This is a genomic window from Mucilaginibacter sp. OAE612, assembly GCF_041806395.1.
Lineage (GTDB): Bacteria > Bacteroidota > Bacteroidia > Sphingobacteriales > Sphingobacteriaceae > Mucilaginibacter > Mucilaginibacter rubeus.
Window position 1 is genome coordinate 3971910 of sequence record NZ_JBGMUW010000001.1, and the last position, 20546, is coordinate 3992455.

General features: G+C 43.7%; 19 protein-coding genes. 6 read left to right on the plus strand and 13 right to left on the minus strand.

Annotated features, from left to right (window positions below):
* Positions 1 to 14: 14 nt before the first annotated feature.
* The 3 genes from ABID99_RS16450 to ABID99_RS16460 form a co-directional block, all read right to left on the minus strand.
* Positions 15 to 758, minus strand: coding sequence for an electron transfer flavoprotein beta subunit/FixA family protein (locus tag ABID99_RS16450; protein WP_373614391.1), 744 nt, complete (start codon positions 756 to 758; stop codon positions 15 to 17).
* 222 nt (positions 759 to 980) lie between these two features.
* Positions 981 to 2777, minus strand: coding sequence for an acyl-CoA dehydrogenase family protein (locus ABID99_RS16455; protein ID WP_373614392.1), 1797 nt, complete (start codon positions 2775 to 2777; stop codon positions 981 to 983).
* A 513-nt stretch (positions 2778 to 3290) separates the two neighbouring features.
* Entirely contained in the window at positions 3291 to 4178 is an 888-nt protein-coding gene (locus tag ABID99_RS16460; protein ID WP_090523879.1) for an AraC family transcriptional regulator, read from the minus strand.
* A 215-nt stretch (positions 4179 to 4393) separates the two neighbouring features.
* On the opposite strand from ABID99_RS16460, the gene ABID99_RS16465 reads away from it, so the two are divergent.
* Entirely contained in the window at positions 4394 to 5617 is a 1224-nt protein-coding gene (locus ABID99_RS16465; RefSeq protein WP_090523876.1) for an OmpP1/FadL family transporter, read from the plus strand.
* A gap of 19 nt (positions 5618 to 5636) precedes the next feature.
* Positions 5637 to 6956: an SGNH/GDSL hydrolase family protein gene (locus tag ABID99_RS16470; protein WP_373614393.1), complete on the plus strand. Its 1320-nt coding sequence runs from the start codon at positions 5637 to 5639 to the stop codon at positions 6954 to 6956.
* 95 nt (positions 6957 to 7051) lie between these two features.
* On the opposite strand, the gene ABID99_RS16475 is transcribed toward ABID99_RS16470, so the two are convergent.
* A complete protein-coding gene (locus tag ABID99_RS16475) occupies positions 7052 to 7456 on the minus strand; it encodes a VOC family protein (protein ID WP_188833120.1) in 405 nt (134 codons plus the stop codon).
* 218 nt (positions 7457 to 7674) lie between these two features.
* Positions 7675 to 8484, minus strand: a complete 810-nt coding sequence (locus tag ABID99_RS16480) for a patatin-like phospholipase family protein (RefSeq protein WP_090523867.1) — start codon at positions 8482 to 8484, stop codon at positions 7675 to 7677.
* Positions 8485 to 8807: 323 nt separating this feature from the next.
* Between ABID99_RS16480 and ABID99_RS16485 the strand changes: the two genes are divergently transcribed.
* Complete coding sequence (locus ABID99_RS16485; protein ID WP_354481391.1) at positions 8808 to 10217, plus strand: hypothetical protein; 1410 nt, start codon at positions 8808 to 8810, stop codon at positions 10215 to 10217.
* A 167-nt stretch (positions 10218 to 10384) separates the two neighbouring features.
* Here ABID99_RS16485 and ABID99_RS16490 read toward each other — a convergent pair whose 3' ends face one another.
* The 4 genes from ABID99_RS16490 to ABID99_RS16505 form a co-directional block, all read right to left on the minus strand.
* Positions 10385 to 11041 (minus strand): phosphatase PAP2 family protein, encoded by a 657-nt coding sequence (locus ABID99_RS16490; RefSeq protein WP_254780040.1) that lies wholly within the window; start codon positions 11039 to 11041, stop codon positions 10385 to 10387.
* 209 nt (positions 11042 to 11250) lie between these two features.
* Positions 11251 to 11811: an isochorismatase family protein gene (locus ABID99_RS16495; RefSeq protein ID WP_354481386.1), complete on the minus strand. Its 561-nt coding sequence runs from the start codon at positions 11809 to 11811 to the stop codon at positions 11251 to 11253.
* 13 nt (positions 11812 to 11824) lie between these two features.
* Positions 11825 to 13084 (minus strand): MFS transporter, encoded by a 1260-nt coding sequence (locus tag ABID99_RS16500; protein ID WP_373614394.1) that lies wholly within the window; start codon positions 13082 to 13084, stop codon positions 11825 to 11827.
* Between the two features lie 27 nt (positions 13085 to 13111).
* Entirely contained in the window at positions 13112 to 13549 is a 438-nt protein-coding gene (locus tag ABID99_RS16505; RefSeq protein ID WP_373614395.1) for a MarR family winged helix-turn-helix transcriptional regulator, read from the minus strand.
* 216 nt (positions 13550 to 13765) lie between these two features.
* On the opposite strand from ABID99_RS16505, the gene ABID99_RS16510 reads away from it, so the two are divergent.
* The gene (locus ABID99_RS16510; RefSeq protein WP_373614396.1) at positions 13766 to 14641 is read left to right on the plus strand and encodes a glycoside hydrolase family 25 protein; all 876 of its coding nucleotides are present in this window, start codon (positions 13766 to 13768) and stop codon (positions 14639 to 14641) included.
* Between the two features lie 126 nt (positions 14642 to 14767).
* On the opposite strand, the gene ABID99_RS16515 is transcribed toward ABID99_RS16510, so the two are convergent.
* Entirely contained in the window at positions 14768 to 15127 is a 360-nt protein-coding gene (locus tag ABID99_RS16515) for a DoxX family protein (RefSeq protein WP_373614397.1), read from the minus strand.
* A 92-nt stretch (positions 15128 to 15219) separates the two neighbouring features.
* On the opposite strand from ABID99_RS16515, the gene ABID99_RS16520 reads away from it, so the two are divergent.
* Entirely contained in the window at positions 15220 to 15621 is a 402-nt protein-coding gene (locus ABID99_RS16520) for a helix-turn-helix domain-containing protein (protein WP_090523849.1), read from the plus strand.
* A gap of 80 nt (positions 15622 to 15701) precedes the next feature.
* Here the strand turns inward: ABID99_RS16520 and ABID99_RS16525 are convergent, their stop codons facing one another.
* From ABID99_RS16525 to ABID99_RS16535, 3 genes are all read right to left on the minus strand, one after another.
* Complete coding sequence (locus ABID99_RS16525) at positions 15702 to 15884, minus strand: hypothetical protein (protein ID WP_354481372.1); 183 nt, start codon at positions 15882 to 15884, stop codon at positions 15702 to 15704.
* Between the two features lie 80 nt (positions 15885 to 15964).
* Positions 15965 to 16468, minus strand: coding sequence for an inorganic diphosphatase (locus tag ABID99_RS16530; protein WP_373614398.1), 504 nt, complete (start codon positions 16466 to 16468; stop codon positions 15965 to 15967).
* An 11-nt stretch (positions 16469 to 16479) separates the two neighbouring features.
* Positions 16480 to 17265: a mechanosensitive ion channel family protein gene (locus ABID99_RS16535; RefSeq protein ID WP_373614399.1), complete on the minus strand. Its 786-nt coding sequence runs from the start codon at positions 17263 to 17265 to the stop codon at positions 16480 to 16482.
* A gap of 172 nt (positions 17266 to 17437) precedes the next feature.
* Between ABID99_RS16535 and ABID99_RS16540 the strand changes: the two genes are divergently transcribed.
* On the plus strand, positions 17438 to 20497 hold the full coding sequence (locus tag ABID99_RS16540) for a DUF2723 domain-containing protein (RefSeq protein ID WP_373614400.1): 3060 nt from the start codon (positions 17438 to 17440) through the stop codon (positions 20495 to 20497).
* Positions 20498 to 20546: the final 49 nt, after the last annotated feature.

Below are 20546 nucleotides of genomic sequence, written 5' to 3' on the forward strand. Positions count from 1 at the left end.
AATAAGAATGATTATTAAATCACCTTAGCTTCCGTGTGCAGCAACTGCACCAGTTCATCCATATCATCCGGGCTTACCAGCTTGATACCGGCCTTGGCAGGCGGCAATTCGTACGACAGTATTTCGGTTACAGCAGCTATTCCTGAAGGCGTAATGACCCTTAACGGACGCGTACGTGCTGCCATGATGCCGCGCATATTGGGAATGCGGGCTTCGGCTACACCTTTCTGGCAGGAAATAACCAGCGGTAAATTACAGGCATCTGTTTCTTCACCGCCTTCTATTTCACGATTTATCACAGCAGTATTGGCCTCTATGCCGATCCCGGTTGCAAAACCAATATAATCGAGATCAAGCAATTCGGCCAGCATGGTGCCTGTAGTACCGTTATTGTAATCGATAGATTCTTTACCGCATAAAATAAGGTCATAACCTACCCCGGCCGCATATTCGGCTATATAATGAGCCGTTTCATAAGGGTCATTGCTCTCAGCATCAATACGGATAGCTTCATCGCCACCCAACGCCAACGCTTTCCTGATCACGGGCTCAACATCGGCCTTACCTACAGTTATCAAATGAATTTCGGTGGCGATACCGCTTTCTTTTAATTCGATAGCCCTAATCAACGCGTACCATTCATCATACGGGTTAATCACATAAGTAACCCCATCGCTGTTAACAGAAGTATTATTATTTTTTAATACAATTTTGGTGCTGGTGTCGGGCACCTGGCTTATACACACTAATATTTTCATTATCAGAATTTTGTTTTTTAGGTTGATATTATTTAGGGAAATGAAGTACCGTTGCCGTTAATCTATAGAGTAAAAAGCATGGGAACGCGCGATTCCCCTCTTGAGAGGGGCGGAGGGGTGTGTCTCTGCTTTGATAAGCATACAGCATAAACACACCCCTGCTATCACTCGTTCCTTCGCGCCCCCTCTCAAGAGGGGATTTTTTTTAGCTTAAATGCAGCACTAAAAACAATATTTATTTTCAGCAATCAATTTTGAAGCGATATTTCTGCGTGCCTGGGTAGTATTAATATCTTCGGTTTTGGTGAAACGCTTAAGTCCCATGAGCATCATCCTTCTTTCATCGCCTTCGGCAAATGAGTTCAGTGCTTCTTTACCCGATTTGGCAATATGTTCGGCTGCGTCATTGATGTACACCCGCATTATGTCTAGTTGTTCTTTACACGCTTCTTCGCCCCTTAAGCTAACCAATTTCTCTACCCTCAATTGCAGCGATTCGCTTACATAAAGCTCTATCAGCATATCGGCCAGGTTCATCAATACTTCCTGCTCTTTGCTCAATTGCATCATTAGTTTTTGAACAGCGCTACCGGCTACCATCAATATGGCCTTTTTAAAATTGGCTATGTATTTCTTTTCTTTAGTAAACAGGCCATCTTCTTCCGTTGCGCCAAAATCGGGGATGCTCATCAATTCACCGGCTACTTTCTGGGCTGGCCCCATCAGGTCAAGCTCACCCTTCATGGCACGTTTCAGCATCATATCAACGGTTAACAACCTGTTGATTTCATTGGTGCCCTCAAAGATCCGGTTGATTCTGGAATCGCGGTACGACCTATCCATCGGCGCCTCTGCGCTGTAGCCCATGCCACCGTAAATCTGCACACCTTCATCGGTTACATAGTCCAGAACCTCCGAAGCATGAACTTTTAGGATAGCTGCTTCGATGGCAAATTGCTCAGTCCCCTTCAGCTTGGCTTTGTTTTCATCAAGGCCCGATGCCATTAACATTTCTGTAGCCTCTTCCATATTCTGGCTGGCCCTGTATACGGCCGATTCTGCCGCGTAAGTACGGATAGCCTGTTCGGCCAGTTTATATCTTATCGCCCCATATTTGGAAATAGCGCGACCGAACTGCTCCCGCTCATTAGCATAACGTACCGATGAGGTGATCACATCCTTACTGGCCCCAACGGTGCCGCCGCCTAATTTGATGCGGCCGAGATTCAGGATGTTAACTGCTATCTTAAAACCATTCTGCCGTTCGGAAAGGAGGTTTTCAACCGGCACCTTGCAATCGTTAAAAAACACCTGGCGCGTTGAGCTCCCTTTGATCCCCATTTTGTGTTCTTCCGTATTTAGCGAAAGACCCTCAAAATCCTTTTCAACAATAAACGCGCTCAGGTTTTCATCGTCGTCTATTTTGGCGAAAACGGTAAACACATCGGCAAAACCGGCATTGGTGATCCACATTTTTTGCCCGGTGATGAGATAGTACTTGCCATCAGCAGAAAGTTTTGCCCTGGTTTTACCCGAATTGGCGTCTGAGCCTGCGGCTGGCTCTGTAAGGCAATACGCCCCTTTCCACTCGCCGCTGGCCAGTTTAGGAATATATTTTTGTTTTTGGGCATCGTTGCCATAGTATAATATAGGCATGGTGCCGATACCCGTATGCGCCGAAAAAGCAACCGAAAATGAGTGACCGGCACCCAGCTTTTCGGTAACCAGCATGGCGGTTTTAAAATCTTTACCAAAACCGCCGTATTCTTCGGGCACGGAGATACCTAACAATCCAAGTGCGCCTGCTTCGTCCATTAAATGACGCATTAATCCCTCTTCCTGCTCGTCAATGCGCTGTAGGTTTGGTGTTACTTGCTGTGCCAAAAAATTGGTACATGTTTCGGCGATCATTAACTGCTCTTCATTCCATTCTTCGGGAATAAAAATGCTATCCGCAGAAGTTTCCCTGATCAGAAACTCCCCTCCTTTTATGGCTTTCATCGGTTCTGTGGCATTCATAAAGTTTTTTGGTTTATAATCAGGAGTAAAATTAGAGGCATTATTAAGCCAAAGAAAGGGCAGCAATGCGGAGATATTAGTCAAAAAGTCGGAAAGAAGAGGGGATGATCAGGTTTGAAAAATGTGGTATAACGATAAAGCAGAAGTGCTCAGAGGAAAAAAATGTCATTGATAGAAGGATTAACCTATCCCTTAGTTTATTTCGTGCGCGAAGGCTTTGCATGTTACACAAGATGGGTACACTTCTGTGCATTACCACACTCCGCCTATAATGGCGCCGTTTTAAGTCATTGATTATCAAACACACGACCGGATCCGCATTAATTATGGCGTTGCCTGCGGCCCGGGCTGTACGCTCATACTACACAGGCCTTAGCCACAGGCCGGTATCCGCTCCCATCCCTAACGCAACCCCTCGCACCATCGCTAAAAAATATTTTATACGTTATCACGATTTTTCCGGGTGCCCTGCTCGTTATTTGCAATGAGATGTTTTTGTCTAAACGACAACAATCAATGCGCAGATATCGCTCTATAGTCAGAAGGCGACATGCCGGTATGTTTCTTAAAATATTTGCCAAACGATGATTGGTCGGGGAAATGGATGCTCTCGGCGGCGCGGGCGATGCTGATCTCGTGATTCCTCAGTAATACTTTGGCTTCCAATATTACCGCGTCGTCTATCCATTCGCCCGCGGTTCGCCCGGTTACTTCCTTAATGGTTTCGGTTAAATGTTTGGGAGATACATACAGCGCGTCGGCATAGTATTGCACGCTGCGGTGTTCTTTATAATGATGGAAAATGAGGGATTGGAAAAGTACATTCAGTTCCTGTTTCCTGGTTTGTTTACCTTTTATTATCAGGTGTTGCTTTTCGTAAATGGCCTGTATTTCGTAAAGCAGCGTCATTAATATGCTCCTGGATATTTCAACATCATAAGGATGCCCTTCGCGCGCTAATTTGCGCTGGATCAATAAATAAATTTCCAGTATCATTTTGGCATCGGCATTGCCCGGATAAATTACCGGGATAGATGCGCTGTTAAAATAACTGAATGATTCAAGGAAATGGCTATTGGCGTTATTTTCGATTAAAAAGGCTTTGCTGAAAACAACAAACCGGCATAAAAAATCGGCACTGCTATCGTAAATCCTCAAAACATGAAAGGGGGTTGCCAGAAGCATGGCATCCGGCCGGGCATCGTAAACCTGCAGGTTTACTTCTACTTTGGCTGTGCCCCTGGTACAAATGCCTATAATATAACCGTCCGAACGATAAGGATATTCGCTCAGGCTCAATAATTGCTTTTCGTCAACAACAAAAAAATCGGCACCAGCCAGCTTGTCTGCATAAAGATCTGCAAATTTCGACAGGCTTAATTGTCCAACTTTATTATTCATATAGTTTAGATATATAATTTTAACTATTGTATTTATTAAAGACGATTGTAAAGCAATTTTCTTATCTGATATTAAAAATAAGCTTTATCCGACTTTTTGACTAATATCTCCGCATTATAGCCCTTTTTTTCTTTTTAATCCAAACTAATTTTATCCCTGACAGTTTCAAATTGTAACCTACAAGCAATTTCCTGTCACGAACCAATTATATTTTTATGAGAAAAATTCTACTATTGGTGCTCACCGCAGCACCGCTGTTAGCTTTTTCCCAGGGTTTCCAGGTGAACCTTGGGGGACAAAAGCAAATAGGAATGGGCCATACAGGTACGGGTATCGTACAGGATGGAGCTTCCGTATTTTTTAACCCCGGCGCAGTAGCCATGCTGCCCGAAAATTACATACAGGGAGGAATAAGCCCTTTACTGTTCAAATCTGTTTTCAACCCCTCGGGGACATCAATACAGGACCATACCTCTAATAAAGTTGCTACTCCGTTCCATGCTTATGCGGTATGGGGCCCTAAATCTTCCTTCTGGAAACTGGGACTTGGCGTTTATACCCCTTTTGGCGGTTTAACCGACTGGGGCAATACCTGGCAGGGCAAATATGTACTGGAAAGCCTCGACCTGAAAGCCATTTATATTCAGCCAACACTAAGTATAAAACTGGCCGACTGGATGAGCATCGGCGGAGGCTTCGTTTACAACCATGGCAGCGTTGATCTGACGCGGGCTATCCCACTTGCAAACAGCAACGGCGACCCGGGACAGGCCCGGTTGAAAGGCAGCGGCAAAGGCTACGGGTGGAACGCGGGCGTTTACTTCAAAACAGAAGCAGGTATTACCATAGGGATCACACACCGCTCGCAGGTAAATACCACAATTTCGGCAGGGAACGCTATTTTTACTGTACCTGCATCGCTGCAAAGTAGTTTCCCTCAGCCCAATACCTTTAGTTCAACCATACCCTTACCGGCCACTAACTCCATCGGTTTCGGCTTTTACCCCAGCAGCAAATGGATATTGGCCATTGATGTTAACCTGGTTAACTGGGATAGTTATAAAACGCTATCGTTTGATTATAAAAACAATACGGCTGTATTACAGGACACCCACTCCGCCCGGAACTACCAACAGGCGTTTAGCTTACGCGGGGGCGCTCAATATAAGGCTACCGATAAACTGGCCCTGCGTTTTGGCGGTGGCTATGGCGGCACCGCCGTTTTAGATGGCTATGTAACTCCCGAAGTGCCGGATGCCAACCGGGTTTATGGTACCCTGGGCTTAGGTTATACCGTAGCCAAACGCCTGGATATAGATATCTCCTTTGAGTACGAGCACCTAATGAAGCGCACGCAAACCAATATCGAATCGCAATTATCGGGAACATTTAAAACCGATGTTTACATACCAGGTATCTCATTAGCCTATCATTGGTAATCCTTAAAGAAATCAGTTCATGAAAACGTTTAAACTACATATTTATATTGTTGCAGGGTTACTGTTATTAGGTGCCTGCAAGCCCGAAATCCATACGCCAAAACCATCCGCAGGTTCTGTCGATTTTTCAAGATACATTGCGTTGGGTAATTCGCTCACTGCCGGTTATGCCGATGGGGGCTTATACCTTGCAGGTCAGCAGGTATCTTATCCCAGCATCATCGGCAAGCAAATGCAGTCGGTGGGCGGGGGTACATTTACGCAGCCGCTATTCAGCACGGCCCAGGCAAATGGGTCCGGGTATTTATCACTTACCGGCTTTAATGCCGATGGCACACCGATTACAACTCCTGTAACTACCAATCTGGCAGTACGCGGCTTATTGCCTGTACCCGGCTTCGGAAACGTGACTTTATATACCAAATACACCGGCGATATCAATAATTACGGTGTGCCCGGCATTAAGCTGATGCATATCACCTACGCACCTTATGGCAACCTTAACGGGTATTTTGAACGACTGTTGCCCGGTAACGCGCCAACAAACTCCACCTCTTATCTCAATTTTGTAATGTCGAAGCCATTCACTTTCTTCTCAAACTGGCTGGGGAACAATGACGCTTTAAGTTACGCCACATCCGGTGGGGCCGGCGACGTGCTGACAGATAAAAACACTTTTGCTGCCTTGTATAATGTATTGATCAACACCCTCACTGCTAAGGGACAGAAAGGCGTAGTTGCAACCGTACCGGATGTAACCTCAATACCTTATTTTAATACCATCACCGTTTCTGCAATACTGGCTGGCGTACAAAAAGCCAATCCAAGTGCAAAAGCATTGTATATCAACGCGTTGGTTTCGGGCAGTACTTATGCGCCGCGCGCAGCAACGCCTAACGATCTTATCGTACTTACCTTTCCGACGAGCAAGATCGGGCAGCCGGTTGCAACTCCTGTTGGCAACCTGCCTTACGGTTTAACGCCGTATACGCCGATAGATAACCAATATGTACTTGACGAAAAGGAGGTTGCCCTTACCGAGGATTATGTAACTTCTTATAACACCACCATAAAATCTATAGCGGCAGCAAAAGGCCTGGCTGTATTTGATGCATATACCTTTCTGCAAAATGTTAAACTGAACGGTCTGGTGGTTGACGGGGTAAGCGTTAATTCAAATTACATCAGCGGCGGTCTGTTCTCATTGGATGGAGTACACCTTACACCGCGCGGGTATGCAATTGTGGCCAATGAATTTATCAAAGCCATCAATGATAAATATAATTCATCAATACCACAGGTGAATATATCAGATTATAACGGGGTTAAGTTTCCCTGATCGTTAGTAAGAAGTCTTAAGTCGAAAGTCTTAAGTTCTAAGTCGATAGGGATAAATCCTAACTTAGAACTCAAGACTTTCAACTTAGAACTAAATTATCCCGCAGCACTATCCGGTTCCGATTCATCGCCTGGCTCCCAAAGCTCAATAATGTTCCCTTCCGGATCGAGAATATGAACAAATTTGCCATAATCATACTCGGCAATCTCGTCAATAATGGTTACGCCATCTTTTTTTAATTCGTCTACCAGTGCAACAAGATTTTCTACCCGGTAATTAATCATAAAAGGCTTAGTCGACGGATTAAAATATTTGGTATCCTGCGGGAACGTACACCAGGAGGTGGACCCTATTTTCGACGGATCATCTGCATGCCGCCACTCAAACGTTGTCCCGTATTGGCCGGAAGGCAGTCCAAGGTTTTTGACATACCATTCGTTCATACCTTTCGGATCGTCGCATTTAAAAAATACGCCTCCAAGGCCCGTTACTTTTTTCATAGTTTAATTCTGTTTGTATGATTAAGTTGCTATAACATAGAAGGAAAGTTGTACAGTATTTTGAATGCTATTTAACACCTGTTAAATACTTCTTTATGCACAGCTTCCTGAGCAATTTCCATCTATTTTAAGACATTACCAAATCTGTTTTCAGATCGTTTATCCAATACTAACGACAATTTTAAAGCTACACTGCAGTATCGTTTGCGGACAGGTTCTTACCCTTTCAGCCTATGAATAACCTCTTTTAACTTTTCGTTGCTGTTGATGGTTTTTAAACCCTCTTCATACCCTATCATATAAATTTCTTCGGCGGCATCGGTATCAAAAATACCATAACCACCCAAGCCACGCGGCTCGATAACTATATCGCACAACATTTTATGCGCATTGAGGCCCGAATTAATCGTTATCATGGCCGCCCTGTCAACCAGGTTCACAAAGGATTTAATTGTTGAAACAACAGGCAAATGGTTACAGCATGAACCTATGATGAGGTCACAATTGCCCACCAATGGTTCAACCGGAAAATTATTGAGTATGCCGCCATCAACAAACATATGATCGTTAATGATGATGGGCCTAAAAATACCTGGCAAACAGCATGACGCTAAAATTGCTATATCCAACTCGCCCTCGGTAAAATAAACCAGTTTTGCTTCTCCAATGTCGACCGCCGGAATGGTAACACGTGTTTTGAGGCTTTGAAAGGAATTATGTGGAATATATTTATTGATCAATACCCTGGCATGTGTTATTGAGATCAAACCGTTGCTGCCAAATGCCGGGCGCAGCAATTTGAGCAGGCTGTTGTCTTTGATGACGCGTAAAATTTCTTTTGGGGTATATCCCTCTGCAAAAAAAGCCGCAGCTATTGCGCCTGCACTTGTGCCCGAGATATGCGAGAATTTGATACCATAATCGGTTAGGGCCTGCATCACCCCCAAATGGGCCACCCCTCTTACCCCCCCGCCAGACAACACTAATCCTATCTTTCTTGAGCCGTTTTGATCAATATTTGTATTCATTTTTTATAGATTACCACCAGTCCGTTACCCGGGAAAATCATCGGACCGTTGAGGTCAAGATATTACTTTTTTAATTTAATAATGTTAATTTTTTAAATGATCAACTTTATTAATCTTATTCGCCGGACGACAGATGGCATAATTTCTATACATCAACTGTATCAAATGGTGCCGCCCTTGTTTTTTGTTATCAATTAAGAATACAATCAATATATCATATACGTATTTATCTCACCGAAGAAAATATCATATCTTTTAAAGATTTAACGGAAAATTAATTTTACTACAGGTTCTTTGGTACAGTTTTTCGGGTTCTTTACCTGATGACAAAAAACCTTCTCCTCTTCCTGTGCCTGTTTATTGTAAAAACCTCCTTAGTGTGCGCACAATCACCAACGCTCAATGGCGTATACATTGGTGCAGAGTTATACAACACGCCTTTTAACGGCATGCAGATCAACAATATCGTGATCAGTTTCCGGAGCGATGGCACTTTCAATAACGCATTGAACCAGGCAGACTGGAAAACCAAATCCAGCGGTTCTTACACAGTTAAGAACAACCTTGTACAACTCACATTTAAAAACGGCGACGAAAGCAAAAAATATAAACTGGCAGCTAATGGACACCTTGAAAGTACAGCAGGGATAAAACATACCTTGTATAAGGTTAAAAAAGTAACTGTTATCCCTGCCGGGCTATATGAAAAAAGAAGCGCTTCCACCAGTGGGGGAATAGGTACGGGAATGCCGGCGGTGGGCGCTTTTTCTTCTGATTTAATTTATTTTGATGGTAAAGGAAATTTTTCAACAGAACGGTCGAGCGTTGTTGGTGTAACGGGTGATGCAGTGGGCGGTACTATAGGTGGTAAATTTGAAAAAAACGGTAAAACCAGTGGAACTTATAAATTGGGCGATGAAGAAATAACTTTAACATTTGGTAATGGCACTGTTGCCAAACACAGCTTCTTTTACAGTCCGCCAAATGAAGAAGACCTGGTTTTATTGAATGGTGAATTCTATTTCAGAGAGGACGACGAAAAAGAAAAGCCTGCAATTACACAAGGAACCTCCGTTGGTTCAAAGACAAATACAAGTGAACCTGCAGCAACCGGCCTGCCTGCGCCGGCCCGTTTGCTTACCCAACTCAGGGCACAATATGGTGGCGAAAACATAGACAAGTTAACAACTGTTAGGGAAACGGCTACGGTAACAGGTAACATGCAAATTATCGCTTTAACCGATATCCTTAATAACAGGATCCGTGCAGAAGTAAGACAGAACGGCAAGTTACTACTGGTAAAACAGCTGGACGGAAACGAAGGCTGGCAATGGATGAACGGCACAAAAAAGCCTTTAACGCAGGATGAAAAAGACGAACTAACCTTAAGCCTGTACCAGGGGATCCTGGGCTTGCATAAAAAACTAAACAGCTCTTTCCTTACAGGCACAGTATCCGCATCGGGCGATGATTATATCGTCACTTTTTACAGAAGTAAGAATAAACTGTTGTACCTGATTGGTAGTGATTATAGCCTGAAAGGAAATGCTTACTCCATCAATTCAGCGCCTGCTAATATTTCTATCTACAAAGATTTCACAAAAGCCAATGGCATCACCTATCCTGCTACCACCGAATCATCCGACGGAAAAAACAAACTGGTGTCAAACACGACCTCTATCGAGTTTAATCCTGTTTTAACCGAAGATAGTTGGAAAATGCCGGGAAGCTAAGTGTATACTTAGCTGTTGCGGTTCCATTTAAGCCTCTGGATACGCTTCCAGTCGGTGAGTAATAATCCAGCTAAAAAATCAAGTATGGCAATCATATATCTGACAAATTGATAACTAAAGATAGCGATTAAATCATAACTAAAAGACTTTCAGGCGATAAATTACCTCTACTTTTTCAAAAACGACATAGCCGCCGCACTTCCCGCCCCTACTGTTAGCCCGGCTGCCACATCGGTTGGATAATGAACACCGAGATACATTCTTGAATAGCTGGTGGCGCCCGCCCAAAAGAAAGATGGCGCTATCACATACCATTTAGGATAAGCCGCCGATAAAGCCGTAGCCGTAGCGAAGCTTGATGAAGTATGCCCCGAGGGGAACGAGGTACCGCCCGCCCGGTAAACCGGCGTGATATTGATATTTTGAATAAATGGCCGCGGCCTTTTCACCAGATGCTTGATCAGCAGCATAAAACCATATGATATGGCCGTGCTGCTGGCTACATAACCTGCGTTTTGGCGCATTTCTTTATTATTGCTTGCAATACCTCCTACCAGTAAGCCCGCCGGGATCCCGATATCGCCGTACAAAACATTCTTGCTCAGGAACATGAAAAAACCTGTTTGGCCGGGTGTGCGTTGATTTTGCAGATCGATCATGACACGGTCGTCCCAGCGCTGAACAGCGGGGGGAATAAATGCAGGACTATTTACGGTGACTTTCGCCGAATCCGCCTGAGCGAAAGCTTTGTTTGTGAAGCAAATAAATAAGCACTGCAAATGAATTAAAACTACCAGGGATTTAAGCGGGGAGATCTTTTTCATAGGCGGTTTAGTAGCAATATCCACACTGCTAATTTAACTATAAATGCCTATTGCATAGAGATTGTTTGTTCGCCGAAACAGAACCACAAAGAATGGATGACCAGAAGAATAAGACTTACGAAATTTTTGAAGCTTTGTAAGTCTTATTCTTCAACTTACTAAGGGTAGATACAAAGCAAAGATGCGTCCTATTATACACTTACCCTCATCTATCCCAACTTCTCAATAATCTCGGCGGTAGTACCCACCTGCCCTATTCTCGGGAAAATGTATTTAAAGCTGTGGGCATGCGCTTCGGGAAACATATCTGTCATGGCATCACTAGCAAAGGCTATATTGTAGGCATGCTCGTTGGCCGAGCGGGCAGTAGCTTCAACACCTATGCTGGTGGCTACGCCGGCCAGTACAATTTGCGTGACGCCTCTCTTTTGCAATTCCTCGTGCAGACCTGTATTATAAAAAGCGCCCCAGGTTTTTTTGGTGATAAAAATATCCGTTGGCCCGGTCTCAATTTCAGGCGCAATTTCGTTCCAATCGGCGGGGAGTTCGGTCATGCTGTTTCTATTGTTGTCGCGCCTGGTTTTAAAAGCCGCACCTATAGGTTCTACATGAACAACAACAATAGGCTTACCGGCCTTACGAAAGGCTTCAACCAATTGAGCCGACTTTTCCAAAATGCCGGCCATTGGGTGGGCACATGTAAGCTGTACAATGTATTTCTGCAAATCTATCAGCACCAGTGCTGTATTTTGATCTAATGTAGTTATCATGGTAGTTGATTGTTTAAGAAATTGCTTCGGCGGGCTGCTGCATGGCTTCCATAGTTTTCTTTTTAAGCCTGCTGCGCCTTAAAAAAGCAAAATGTAAAACCCCTAAAAGCAGTGCTATCATACCTTCGGCCATAACGGTATCGGGCACGCCTATCTTTTGTGAAACTGCGCCAATAAGCAGTCCACCAAGCGGCTGCATCCCAAAAAAAGACATAGCGTAATAACTGATTACCCGGCCTCGCATTTCGGGAGTCGCAGTAGTTTGGATAATGGTATTACCAATGGTAACCTGCGACATCATACCAAAACCGATAATTGCTGAAAAAAACAGCGCAACAGGATAATTGTGCATATGCGAAAATGCGATTAGCCCCGCGGCAAATATCAGCGTATTAACGGCCAGAATCTTTTTTAGATCGGTACCGGCACTTAATGAGGCCAGGAAAATCCCGCCGCCAAAAGCACCAAGCCCTATAACACTATCTATAACCCCAAAAGTAGAGGCCGTTCCCTTAAATATGTCCTTAGCATAAACCGGTATCAGCGTACTGAAAGGCAGTACAAACAAGCTTATGGAAGCAAGCATCAGTAACATGAACTTTATAGTGGGGGTATTGCGGATATATTCGAAGCCGTCTTTTAGATCGGCAAATACGTTTTTACCGTGGGGCTTGGGCATAAATTCGGGCAAACGCATCATCAGCAATGAGCCAATTACCGCAATAAAGCTCAGAGCATTGGCCCCAAAACAAACCGAATCGCCAAATTTTTCAATAATCAGGCCCGCTATCCCCGGCCCCATTAACCGCGACAGGTTCACCATGGAAGAGTTAAGGGCAAGCGCATTAGGCAGGTCGGATTTATCATCAACCATTTCATATACCAACGATTGTCTTGCCGGAACATCAAATGCGTTGATCAGCCCTAAAACAGCAGTCAAAGCCATGATAGCCCAAACCGAATAATACCCAAAAAACACCAGCACGGTGAGCAAAATGGCTTGTACCATGGAAGCCACTTGCGTAAACAACAATACTTTAAAGCGGTTATACCTGTCAGAAACCACACCGCCCAAAAACGAAAAAAGAAACGAGGGGAACAAACTTGCAAACAAGGTTAGCCCCAACATAAACTTGGAGTGTGTTTGCGAATAGATCACCCAGCTTACAGCGGTTTTCTGCATCCAGGTACCCAACAATGAAACGGATTGCCCGGCAAAATACAGCCGGTAGTTGCGGCTTTTAAAAGCGTTGAATGTACTTAACTTACTCATTTATCCCTTTCTGTCAGTTTTTATTAATTAATCAAAGTCAACAAGTTTGGCCAGGGGTGCCAGGGCTTTCTTTAAAACTGCCTGCTCTTCGGCAGTACAGGTAGTTTCGAGCGCACGGTTAAGCCATTCATCCTTTTCACTCCTGGATTTGTGGATGAGGCTGATCCCAGCTTCCGATAGTGAAATGATCACCTTACGCTTATCCAGCTCGGAGATACGCCTTTTGATCAACCCAAGGTTGAGCAGGTTACTCAGGATCTGCGACATGGATTGCGTGGTGATCTTCTCCATAGCTGCCAACTCATTGGGCAGGATCTCTTCATGCTGAAAGATCAGCGCCATGGTCGACCGCTCGGTAAGCGAAAGCTTTTCAGCAGTAGCCGAAGTCTTCCTAATTTTTTTACTCAGCCTCCCTATGATAAACCTCAATTCGGAAGCCAGTTGGATCTCTTTTTCGTCGCTCATACAATTAATCAGTTAAACTTGTAAGTTTACCTTACAAATATAGAGATTATTTTGTTAAGGGAATGTAAACCTTGATTTTCTTGATTTGAAGATTTCCTGATTTAGGTTTTGGATACTGCTCAATAATTTTAATGGTAAACAACCTGCTATCAGGGGAATCCATTAATCCTAAAAATCAAGGTTCAAATCCCGGTTCAGATTTGCTATTTTTACCCCGTGCCTGCTCCTGAAAAGAAAACACCTGTAAGAAAGAAAGCGCCTGCCCGCAAAAAACCAGCGACTAAAGCAAAACAGCAAGTTGGCTTTTCTACACAGTGGGCGGTGGCTATCGGGGCTTTGCTCCTTATCCTGCTCTCCCCTTTTTATTATGGTTATATTTTAAAATTCGGCAGTGCCACCTGGCGGTGGATCATGGATGCGGGTGAGGATACCCATTACCGAAAATATAAGAACTTTGCTATCCATATTCCCGACGGTTATTCGGTATATGGTATTGATGTGTCATCCTACCAGGGCCGCATTAACTGGAAACAGGTAAAGGCCATGCGCGAGGGCGATGTTCATATCAGTTTTGCATTTATAAAAGCTACCGAGGGCGTGCTAAGTGTCGATCCATATTTTCAGCGTAACTGGCGCGAAGCACCTAAGGCGGGGATCATGTGCGGCGCCTATCATTTTTTTCTTCCGCAAAAAAGTGGTGTATGGCAGGCCAAATTTTTCCTGCAAACCGTAAAAACCGAAAAAGGCGACCTGCCTATGGTGGTAGACGTGGAACGATTATATCGTACCAGTCCTGAAAAGATGCGAGAGCAACTGGAGAGTTTTATCAAAACCATTGAAAACCGTACAGGGATTAAGCCCATCATCTATACTAACCTAAAATTTTACCAGGATTACCTGGAAGGTTATTTTGATGGTTATACCCTGTGGATTGCACATTACTACCAGCCCAAGCTGCTTGTATCCAACAAAACCAACTGGAAGTTTTGGCAACACTCGGATAAGGCCCATGTTAACGGCATTAACCATGTTGTGGATTTTAATGTGTTTAAGGGCGATAGTACGGAGTTTGAGAAATTGCTGGTGCCGTAGGATTGTATCTAACATCACTGCAAAGAACGAAGCAATCCTCGACTCTACAGGGAGACTTGCATAGTCGCTCTACTTCATGGGGATTGCTTCGTTCCTCGCAATGACGTGGTGGGAACATCCCTCACATTACTGCTGCTTCTTATAGTTAAAAATATACGATCCTCCCAAAATCGCCAGAAACACCAACGGCATCACACGGTTTGCTACCGGATCACCTGATGCACTATGTGCAATAAACGCCGAAACAAATACAAAGGTAAATCCTGCATAAGTCCACTCTTTTAACCTGGCAGGCACTGGTGCCAATAATAATATTGCACCGATAAGCTTTGCTATTGCCAGTTCAACCCTAAAATAATCAGGGAAGCCTAAATGATGAAAGGCTGCAGCCATTTCGGGTTTAGCTAAGTATGAATAGCATGAAAAAGCCATTATCAATGCTACAATAGCGGTTAGTATCCAGTAAAAAATTTTAGTTGCTTTCATTTAATGAATTATTTGTCGCAAACTTAACTACCTTTGCTATTAAAAAGATACTACTATCCTAAAGGATACCGGTATCGTTAAGGATAGCAAGTATGAATAACGAACAAATCATTCACAATAAAGAGACCTGCAAAGCTTCTGTAACCGCAGTACGCGATACGCTTTATGTAGTAAACGGTAAATGGAAGCTGCCGATGCTGGTAAGCCTGATGACCGGCCCTAAACGGTTTAAGGAACTTCAGCGCGACCTGGAAAGCATCACGCCTAAAATACTTTCGAAAGAGTTAAGGGAGCTTGAACTAAATGGCTTTGTTAAACGGACGGTTTATGATACCACACCGGTAACTGTAATTTATGAACGTACCGAATATGCTGATACGCTTGGTAAGGTTGTTTCAGAATTGCGCGAATGGGGCATGAACCATCGTGAACATATTAAACAAATGAGCCGGGCTGAAGCCGATGCCAAAAAAACAATGGCAGTTTCATTATAATGTAGTAAATAGCTCTTCAGAATTTAGAAGCACAAAGCGCCTTTGCCTGGTAAGCAAAAGCGCTTTTATAAACAATAACATTACGCTTTTTTCTTCTCGGGGCGATGAGCGCTATCCCGGCTTGATGTTTGATCGGATCGCTGCCCGCCCGCATTACTGATACCTTTTTGCTTTTGGGCATCATTGTGGTTAGCAAAGGCACGATCGGCAGTTGGTTTGCCCTGTGCATCGGTGTTATTCTTAAAATGCTGTTGACCTTTCATAGTAGCTATATTTAAATTCAACAATGTTTATATAGTTACTACAAGCAAACAGTAATTGGGTTTTATAAAATTAGCCCCCACTATCCATTACCGGTAGTTGCATTATTAAGAAGTTCCATAGCTCCCTCTGCACCAAGGCGTTCCATTAAATTAAATTCTTTAGATTCGAGACGGTTATAGTTTGTAAAAAAAGCCTCTATCTGGTCGGTAAGGCTGTGCGGCAGTTGCGCGGCATCATGCAAACCGGTAAAAATTTTTGATACAATGGGCACTGCCAGCAACCTGTCGTTCCGGTAGCGTTTCCCATCCGGACCGGCTTGTTCTACTTTAAAAGCCCCTATCAGCCGGCAATCTATCACACAGCCCGGAAAAGTACTGATCTCCGATATGACCAGTACATCCAGCGGATCGCCGTCGCCCCCAACTGTATTGGGTATAAAGCCAAAATCAAAAGGAAAAACCATACCTGCAGGCAGTAGTTTTTTAAGCCTGAACTGATTTGTGGTGGCATCATAATCATACTTGTGGCCGCAGCCTTTAGGCGTTTCAACAATCACCGTGATCTTGTTTTCTAAATTATCCATGTACACATATTTTATAAACCCGGTATTTTAACCCCGGAAGCTTTCAAGTCCTGCAAAATGTTTTCCTGTACGGCCAGTTTGGTATCCTGGAAACCGTGTGCATGAACCCAAACATTAATCCCTACACGATAACCATCAGGATCTAAACCGGCAATACCTATCCTCCTGTCCGGAGTTTCCAATATGTTCTTTGATTTATCGATAGAAGAGTTAATAACCGATTTTACCTCATTAAAGTCAATATTATTGGTAAACTTCAGCTCGATATCAAGCCTGCGGGTACCTTCCCTGCTGATATTGATGATCACTTCGTTTGAGAGCTTACTGTTAGGCATTATAACTATCCTGTTATCGAAGGTTTTAACAACGGTATAAAAGATCTGGATAGCGGTAACAGTGCCTTCAAGTCCTTGAGCTATAATATTATCGCCCACAACAAAGGGCTTGAGCAGTAGTATCAACACACCGCTTGCAAAATTTTGCAAAGTACCTGAAAGTGCCAAACCGGCCGCCACACCAAAAGCACCAACAAGCGCGGTAAACAAGGTAATAGGCACGCCCATGATCTGCACAACTCCTAAAATCAGCAACACACGTAATATAACGCCCACAAGGCTTTGCAAAAAGGGTTTAATGGTAGGATCTATTTCCTTTTTCTGCATATGCCCCTGCCACCATTTCAGCAGCAGGTTAATCAGCCAAAGGCCGATGAACAAAACTACCAGCCCAATCAAAAAACTGGGTGCGTAACGGATCACCCAAATGTATACCTGTTCATAAAACTTTTCAATCTTCATAAAACAAATCGTTTAGCTTCCGCATAAAAACCCCCTATGCTTAACGCATATTTGGGGTAAGGGTTTGTTTTAACAACCATTTAACACTTCAACCCTACAAGTGTTAACAAATGTTAAAAGTGTTAAATTTCAATACGTTACCAATTTTAAGCCCTAATTTGGTGTTAAATATTTGAAAAAACTTTTACACTTTATCATGAGCTACAACAAGATCAACAACCTTTTGGGCTGGCTTTGTTTTACCCTTGCATCCTTAACTTACATCCTTACTTTAGAACCCTCTGTAAGTTTTTGGGACTGTGGCGAATTCATTTCCTGTGCCTACAAACTCCAGGTATCGCACCAACCGGGTTACCCGCTTTTTGCTATGATAGGCAAAGCCTTTTCCCTGCTCTCCATGGGCGAAAGGACAAAAGTTGCCTACTTTACCAACCTTGGTTCGGCACTGGCCAGCGGGGCTACCATTATGTTTTTATTCTGGAGCATAACCGCCCTTGCCAAAAAACTGCTTGCTATAAAAAATACTCCTGTTAATACAACCCAAACCTTACAAATAATGGGTGCCGGGCTAACCGGCGCCCTTGCATTTACCTTTACCGATACCTTTTGGTTTTCGGCAGTTGAAACCATTGTTTTTGCCTGGGCATCGTTATGTACAGCTATAGTATTCTGGGCTATTTTAAAATGGGATGCCGTTGCCGATGAGCCGCGAGCCGACAGATGGCTGGTTTTTATAGCTTATGTAATCGGCCTTTCTATCGGCATTCACCTGCTTAATTTATTAACCATACCTGCTTTGGTAATGGTTTATTATTTCCGCAGGCATAAAAACATTAATGTTAAAAGCGGACTTTGGGCATTCGCCGTCAGCATCCTGATCCTGGCCTTTGTTCAGTTTGGTATAAGAGGATATACCATTGGCCTCGCCGCCCGGTTCGATCTTTTTTTTGTAAACAGCCTTGGACTTGGTTTTGGCAGCGGCGTATTGTTCTTTTTCTTGCTGATCATCGGCTTGCTTATCGCCGGGATCCAGTACAGCATCCGCAAGCAGAAACATCTTTTAAATATAAGCCTGCTATGCATTGTGTTTGTTTATTTTGGATACAGTTCTTTTGTTTATATCCCTATCAGGGCATCGGCAGGAACCAATCTGAACAACTCACACCCCAGCGACGCCTTTACGATGTATGAATATCTTAACCGTACCCAATATGGTGAAACACCATTGCTTAAGGGCCCTTACTTCGATGCCAAAATAACGGATGTTACCGATGGTACACCGCTTTACCGCAAAGGAAAGACGAAATACGAGGTAGCCTATAATAAGCCCAATTATGTTTATGACCACACCAGCATTCTGCCCCGCATGTGGTCGACAGAGGAGAATACCACCTACGCCCAGGATGCCCAGTTTTACCGCGACTGGCTGCAGTTGAGCGATAACGCTACGCCTTCCTTTTCGGATAATTTAAGATGGATGTTCAGCTGGCAAATGTACCAGATGTACTGGCGCTACTTTATGTGGAACTTTGTTGGCCGTTATAATGACGATGATATGGAAGGCCAAACCAATATGAATGGCATCGGCGGCAACTGGACATCGGGCTTGTTCAACAACGCCTCCAATACGCCTAAGTTTGTATTGAATAATGTTACCTATACGCCGCTTTATGCACTGCCTTTAGTGGTTGGTTTGTTAGGCATGCTCTACCATTTCAAAAAGCGAAAGAAAGACGCGCTGGTAATAACGTTGCTATTCTTTTTCACCGGGTTGGCTATAGTATTATATGTTAACCAGCCGTCTGTACAGCCCCGTGAACGCGATTACTCGTACGTTGGCTCATTTTATGCCTTTGCCATTTGGATTGGTTTAGGATTGATAGCGCTGATTGACATGATGCCTAAAAAAATCAGTCCGCGGTTTGCCACCATTGGCGCTATGGTTATTTGTACAATTGTTGGCCCTATTTTACTGGCAAGCAAGGAGTGGAAAAACCACGACCGCTCAACCAAAATGGCGGCGCATGATATGGCTTACAATTACCTCATGTCCTGCCCAAAAAATGCCATTTTGTTTGATTTGGGTGATAACGACACCTACTCGTTATGGTACGACCAGGAGGTGGAGAACATCCGGCCCGATGTGCGTATTGTAAACCTGAGCCTATTGAGCGCCGATTGGTCGGTAAGGCAAATGCAACGCAAAATAAACCAGGCCGATGCGCTGCCCATCACCATGAGCTTTGATAAATACAAGCTCGGTACCCGTGACGTGATCAGGTATAATGATGCCAAAGTACCGGGTTATGTTGACGTAAAAGATATTTTTGATTTTATCACATCAGATGATAAACGTACTCACGTTGAGTACACCAACGGCACCACCGAAAATTATCTGCCTACCAAAAACTTCAAGCTGGCGGTTAATGCTGATGATGTAATGAAAAACAAGGTTATTACACCTGAGCAAAAAGGCATGCTAACGGATACCATGAAATGGAAATTCCCTCCTAATTATATCACCAAAGAAAACCTTGCCATGATAGATATACTGGCGCACAATGATTGGAAGCGTCCAATTTGCTTCACTATATCCATTGGGCAAACAAGCATGGTTGGTTTACAGCCATATTTATACCAGGAAGGGTTTACTTACCGCTTGTTGCCTTTCAAAACTGATTCATCGTTGGCAGATCAGCTTTCAAAAATCAACAGCCTGGTGATGTACAGCAACATGATGGATAAGTTTAAATTCGGCAATTTCAAAACAGCCAAATACCTTGATCAGCAATCAACAACCATGTTTTTTCCGCAAATGGTGTCTGCTTTTTCTGATCTGTCGGCGACATTACTGAAAGAGGGCCATCGTAACCTGGCACTTAATACCCTGCACAAATATGAAGAGGTAATGCCTGATATCAACCCCAATTTCATGACCGCACAAGGCAAAATAACAATGGCCGATACCTCGTATAAGTTGGACTATGCCAAGCTGGGTAATAAATTGATTAAAAGTGTTAACAGCTACCTAACCGATCAGCTTGATTATAACTACCATCAATTACAAAAAGATACAGGCCGGTTAAGTCCGCGCGATGTGCAGATCAGCATGTCGCTGTTGAACAACATGGTTGCCATCACCCATAACGGCAATCAAAAAGAACTAAGCGGACAATTAGTTGCCCAGCTTAATGATTATGCCGAAAAGTTTAAAAGTATTCTCCAGCTCTAAACAACCAACATATATATGCTATGGGGCAGGCTATTTGATTTAGCCTGCC

Excerpts from the sequence above, each read along its gene's own strand:
- ABID99_RS16450 (WP_373614391.1), bottom strand. The coding sequence starts at position 758 with ATGAAAATATTAGTGTGTATAAGCCAGGTGCCCGACACCAGCACCAAA.
- ABID99_RS16455 (WP_373614392.1), bottom strand. The coding sequence starts at position 2,777 with ATGAATGCCACAGAACCGATGAAAGCCATAAAAGGAGGGGAGTTTCTG.
- ABID99_RS16460 (WP_090523879.1), bottom strand. The coding sequence starts at position 4,178 with ATGAATAATAAAGTTGGACAATTAAGCCTGTCGAAATTTGCAGATCTT.
- ABID99_RS16465 (WP_090523876.1), top strand. The coding sequence starts at position 4,394 with ATGAGAAAAATTCTACTATTGGTGCTCACCGCAGCACCGCTGTTAGCT.
- ABID99_RS16470 (WP_373614393.1), top strand. The coding sequence starts at position 5,637 with ATGAAAACGTTTAAACTACATATTTATATTGTTGCAGGGTTACTGTTA.
- ABID99_RS16475 (WP_188833120.1), bottom strand. The coding sequence starts at position 7,456 with ATGAAAAAAGTAACGGGCCTTGGAGGCGTATTTTTTAAATGCGACGAT.
- ABID99_RS16480 (WP_090523867.1), bottom strand. The coding sequence starts at position 8,484 with ATGAATACAAATATTGATCAAAACGGCTCAAGAAAGATAGGATTAGTG.
- ABID99_RS16485 (WP_354481391.1), top strand. The coding sequence starts at position 8,808 with ATGACAAAAAACCTTCTCCTCTTCCTGTGCCTGTTTATTGTAAAAACC.
- ABID99_RS16490 (WP_254780040.1), bottom strand. The coding sequence starts at position 11,041 with ATGAAAAAGATCTCCCCGCTTAAATCCCTGGTAGTTTTAATTCATTTG.
- ABID99_RS16495 (WP_354481386.1), bottom strand. The coding sequence starts at position 11,811 with ATGATAACTACATTAGATCAAAATACAGCACTGGTGCTGATAGATTTG.
- ABID99_RS16500 (WP_373614394.1), bottom strand. The coding sequence starts at position 13,084 with ATGAGTAAGTTAAGTACATTCAACGCTTTTAAAAGCCGCAACTACCGG.
- ABID99_RS16505 (WP_373614395.1), bottom strand. The coding sequence starts at position 13,549 with ATGAGCGACGAAAAAGAGATCCAACTGGCTTCCGAATTGAGGTTTATC.
- ABID99_RS16515 (WP_373614397.1), bottom strand. The coding sequence starts at position 15,127 with ATGAAAGCAACTAAAATTTTTTACTGGATACTAACCGCTATTGTAGCA.
- ABID99_RS16520 (WP_090523849.1), top strand. The coding sequence starts at position 15,220 with ATGAATAACGAACAAATCATTCACAATAAAGAGACCTGCAAAGCTTCT.
- ABID99_RS16525 (WP_354481372.1), bottom strand. The coding sequence starts at position 15,884 with ATGAAAGGTCAACAGCATTTTAAGAATAACACCGATGCACAGGGCAAA.
- ABID99_RS16530 (WP_373614398.1), bottom strand. The coding sequence starts at position 16,468 with ATGGATAATTTAGAAAACAAGATCACGGTGATTGTTGAAACGCCTAAA.
- ABID99_RS16535 (WP_373614399.1), bottom strand. The coding sequence starts at position 17,265 with ATGAAGATTGAAAAGTTTTATGAACAGGTATACATTTGGGTGATCCGT.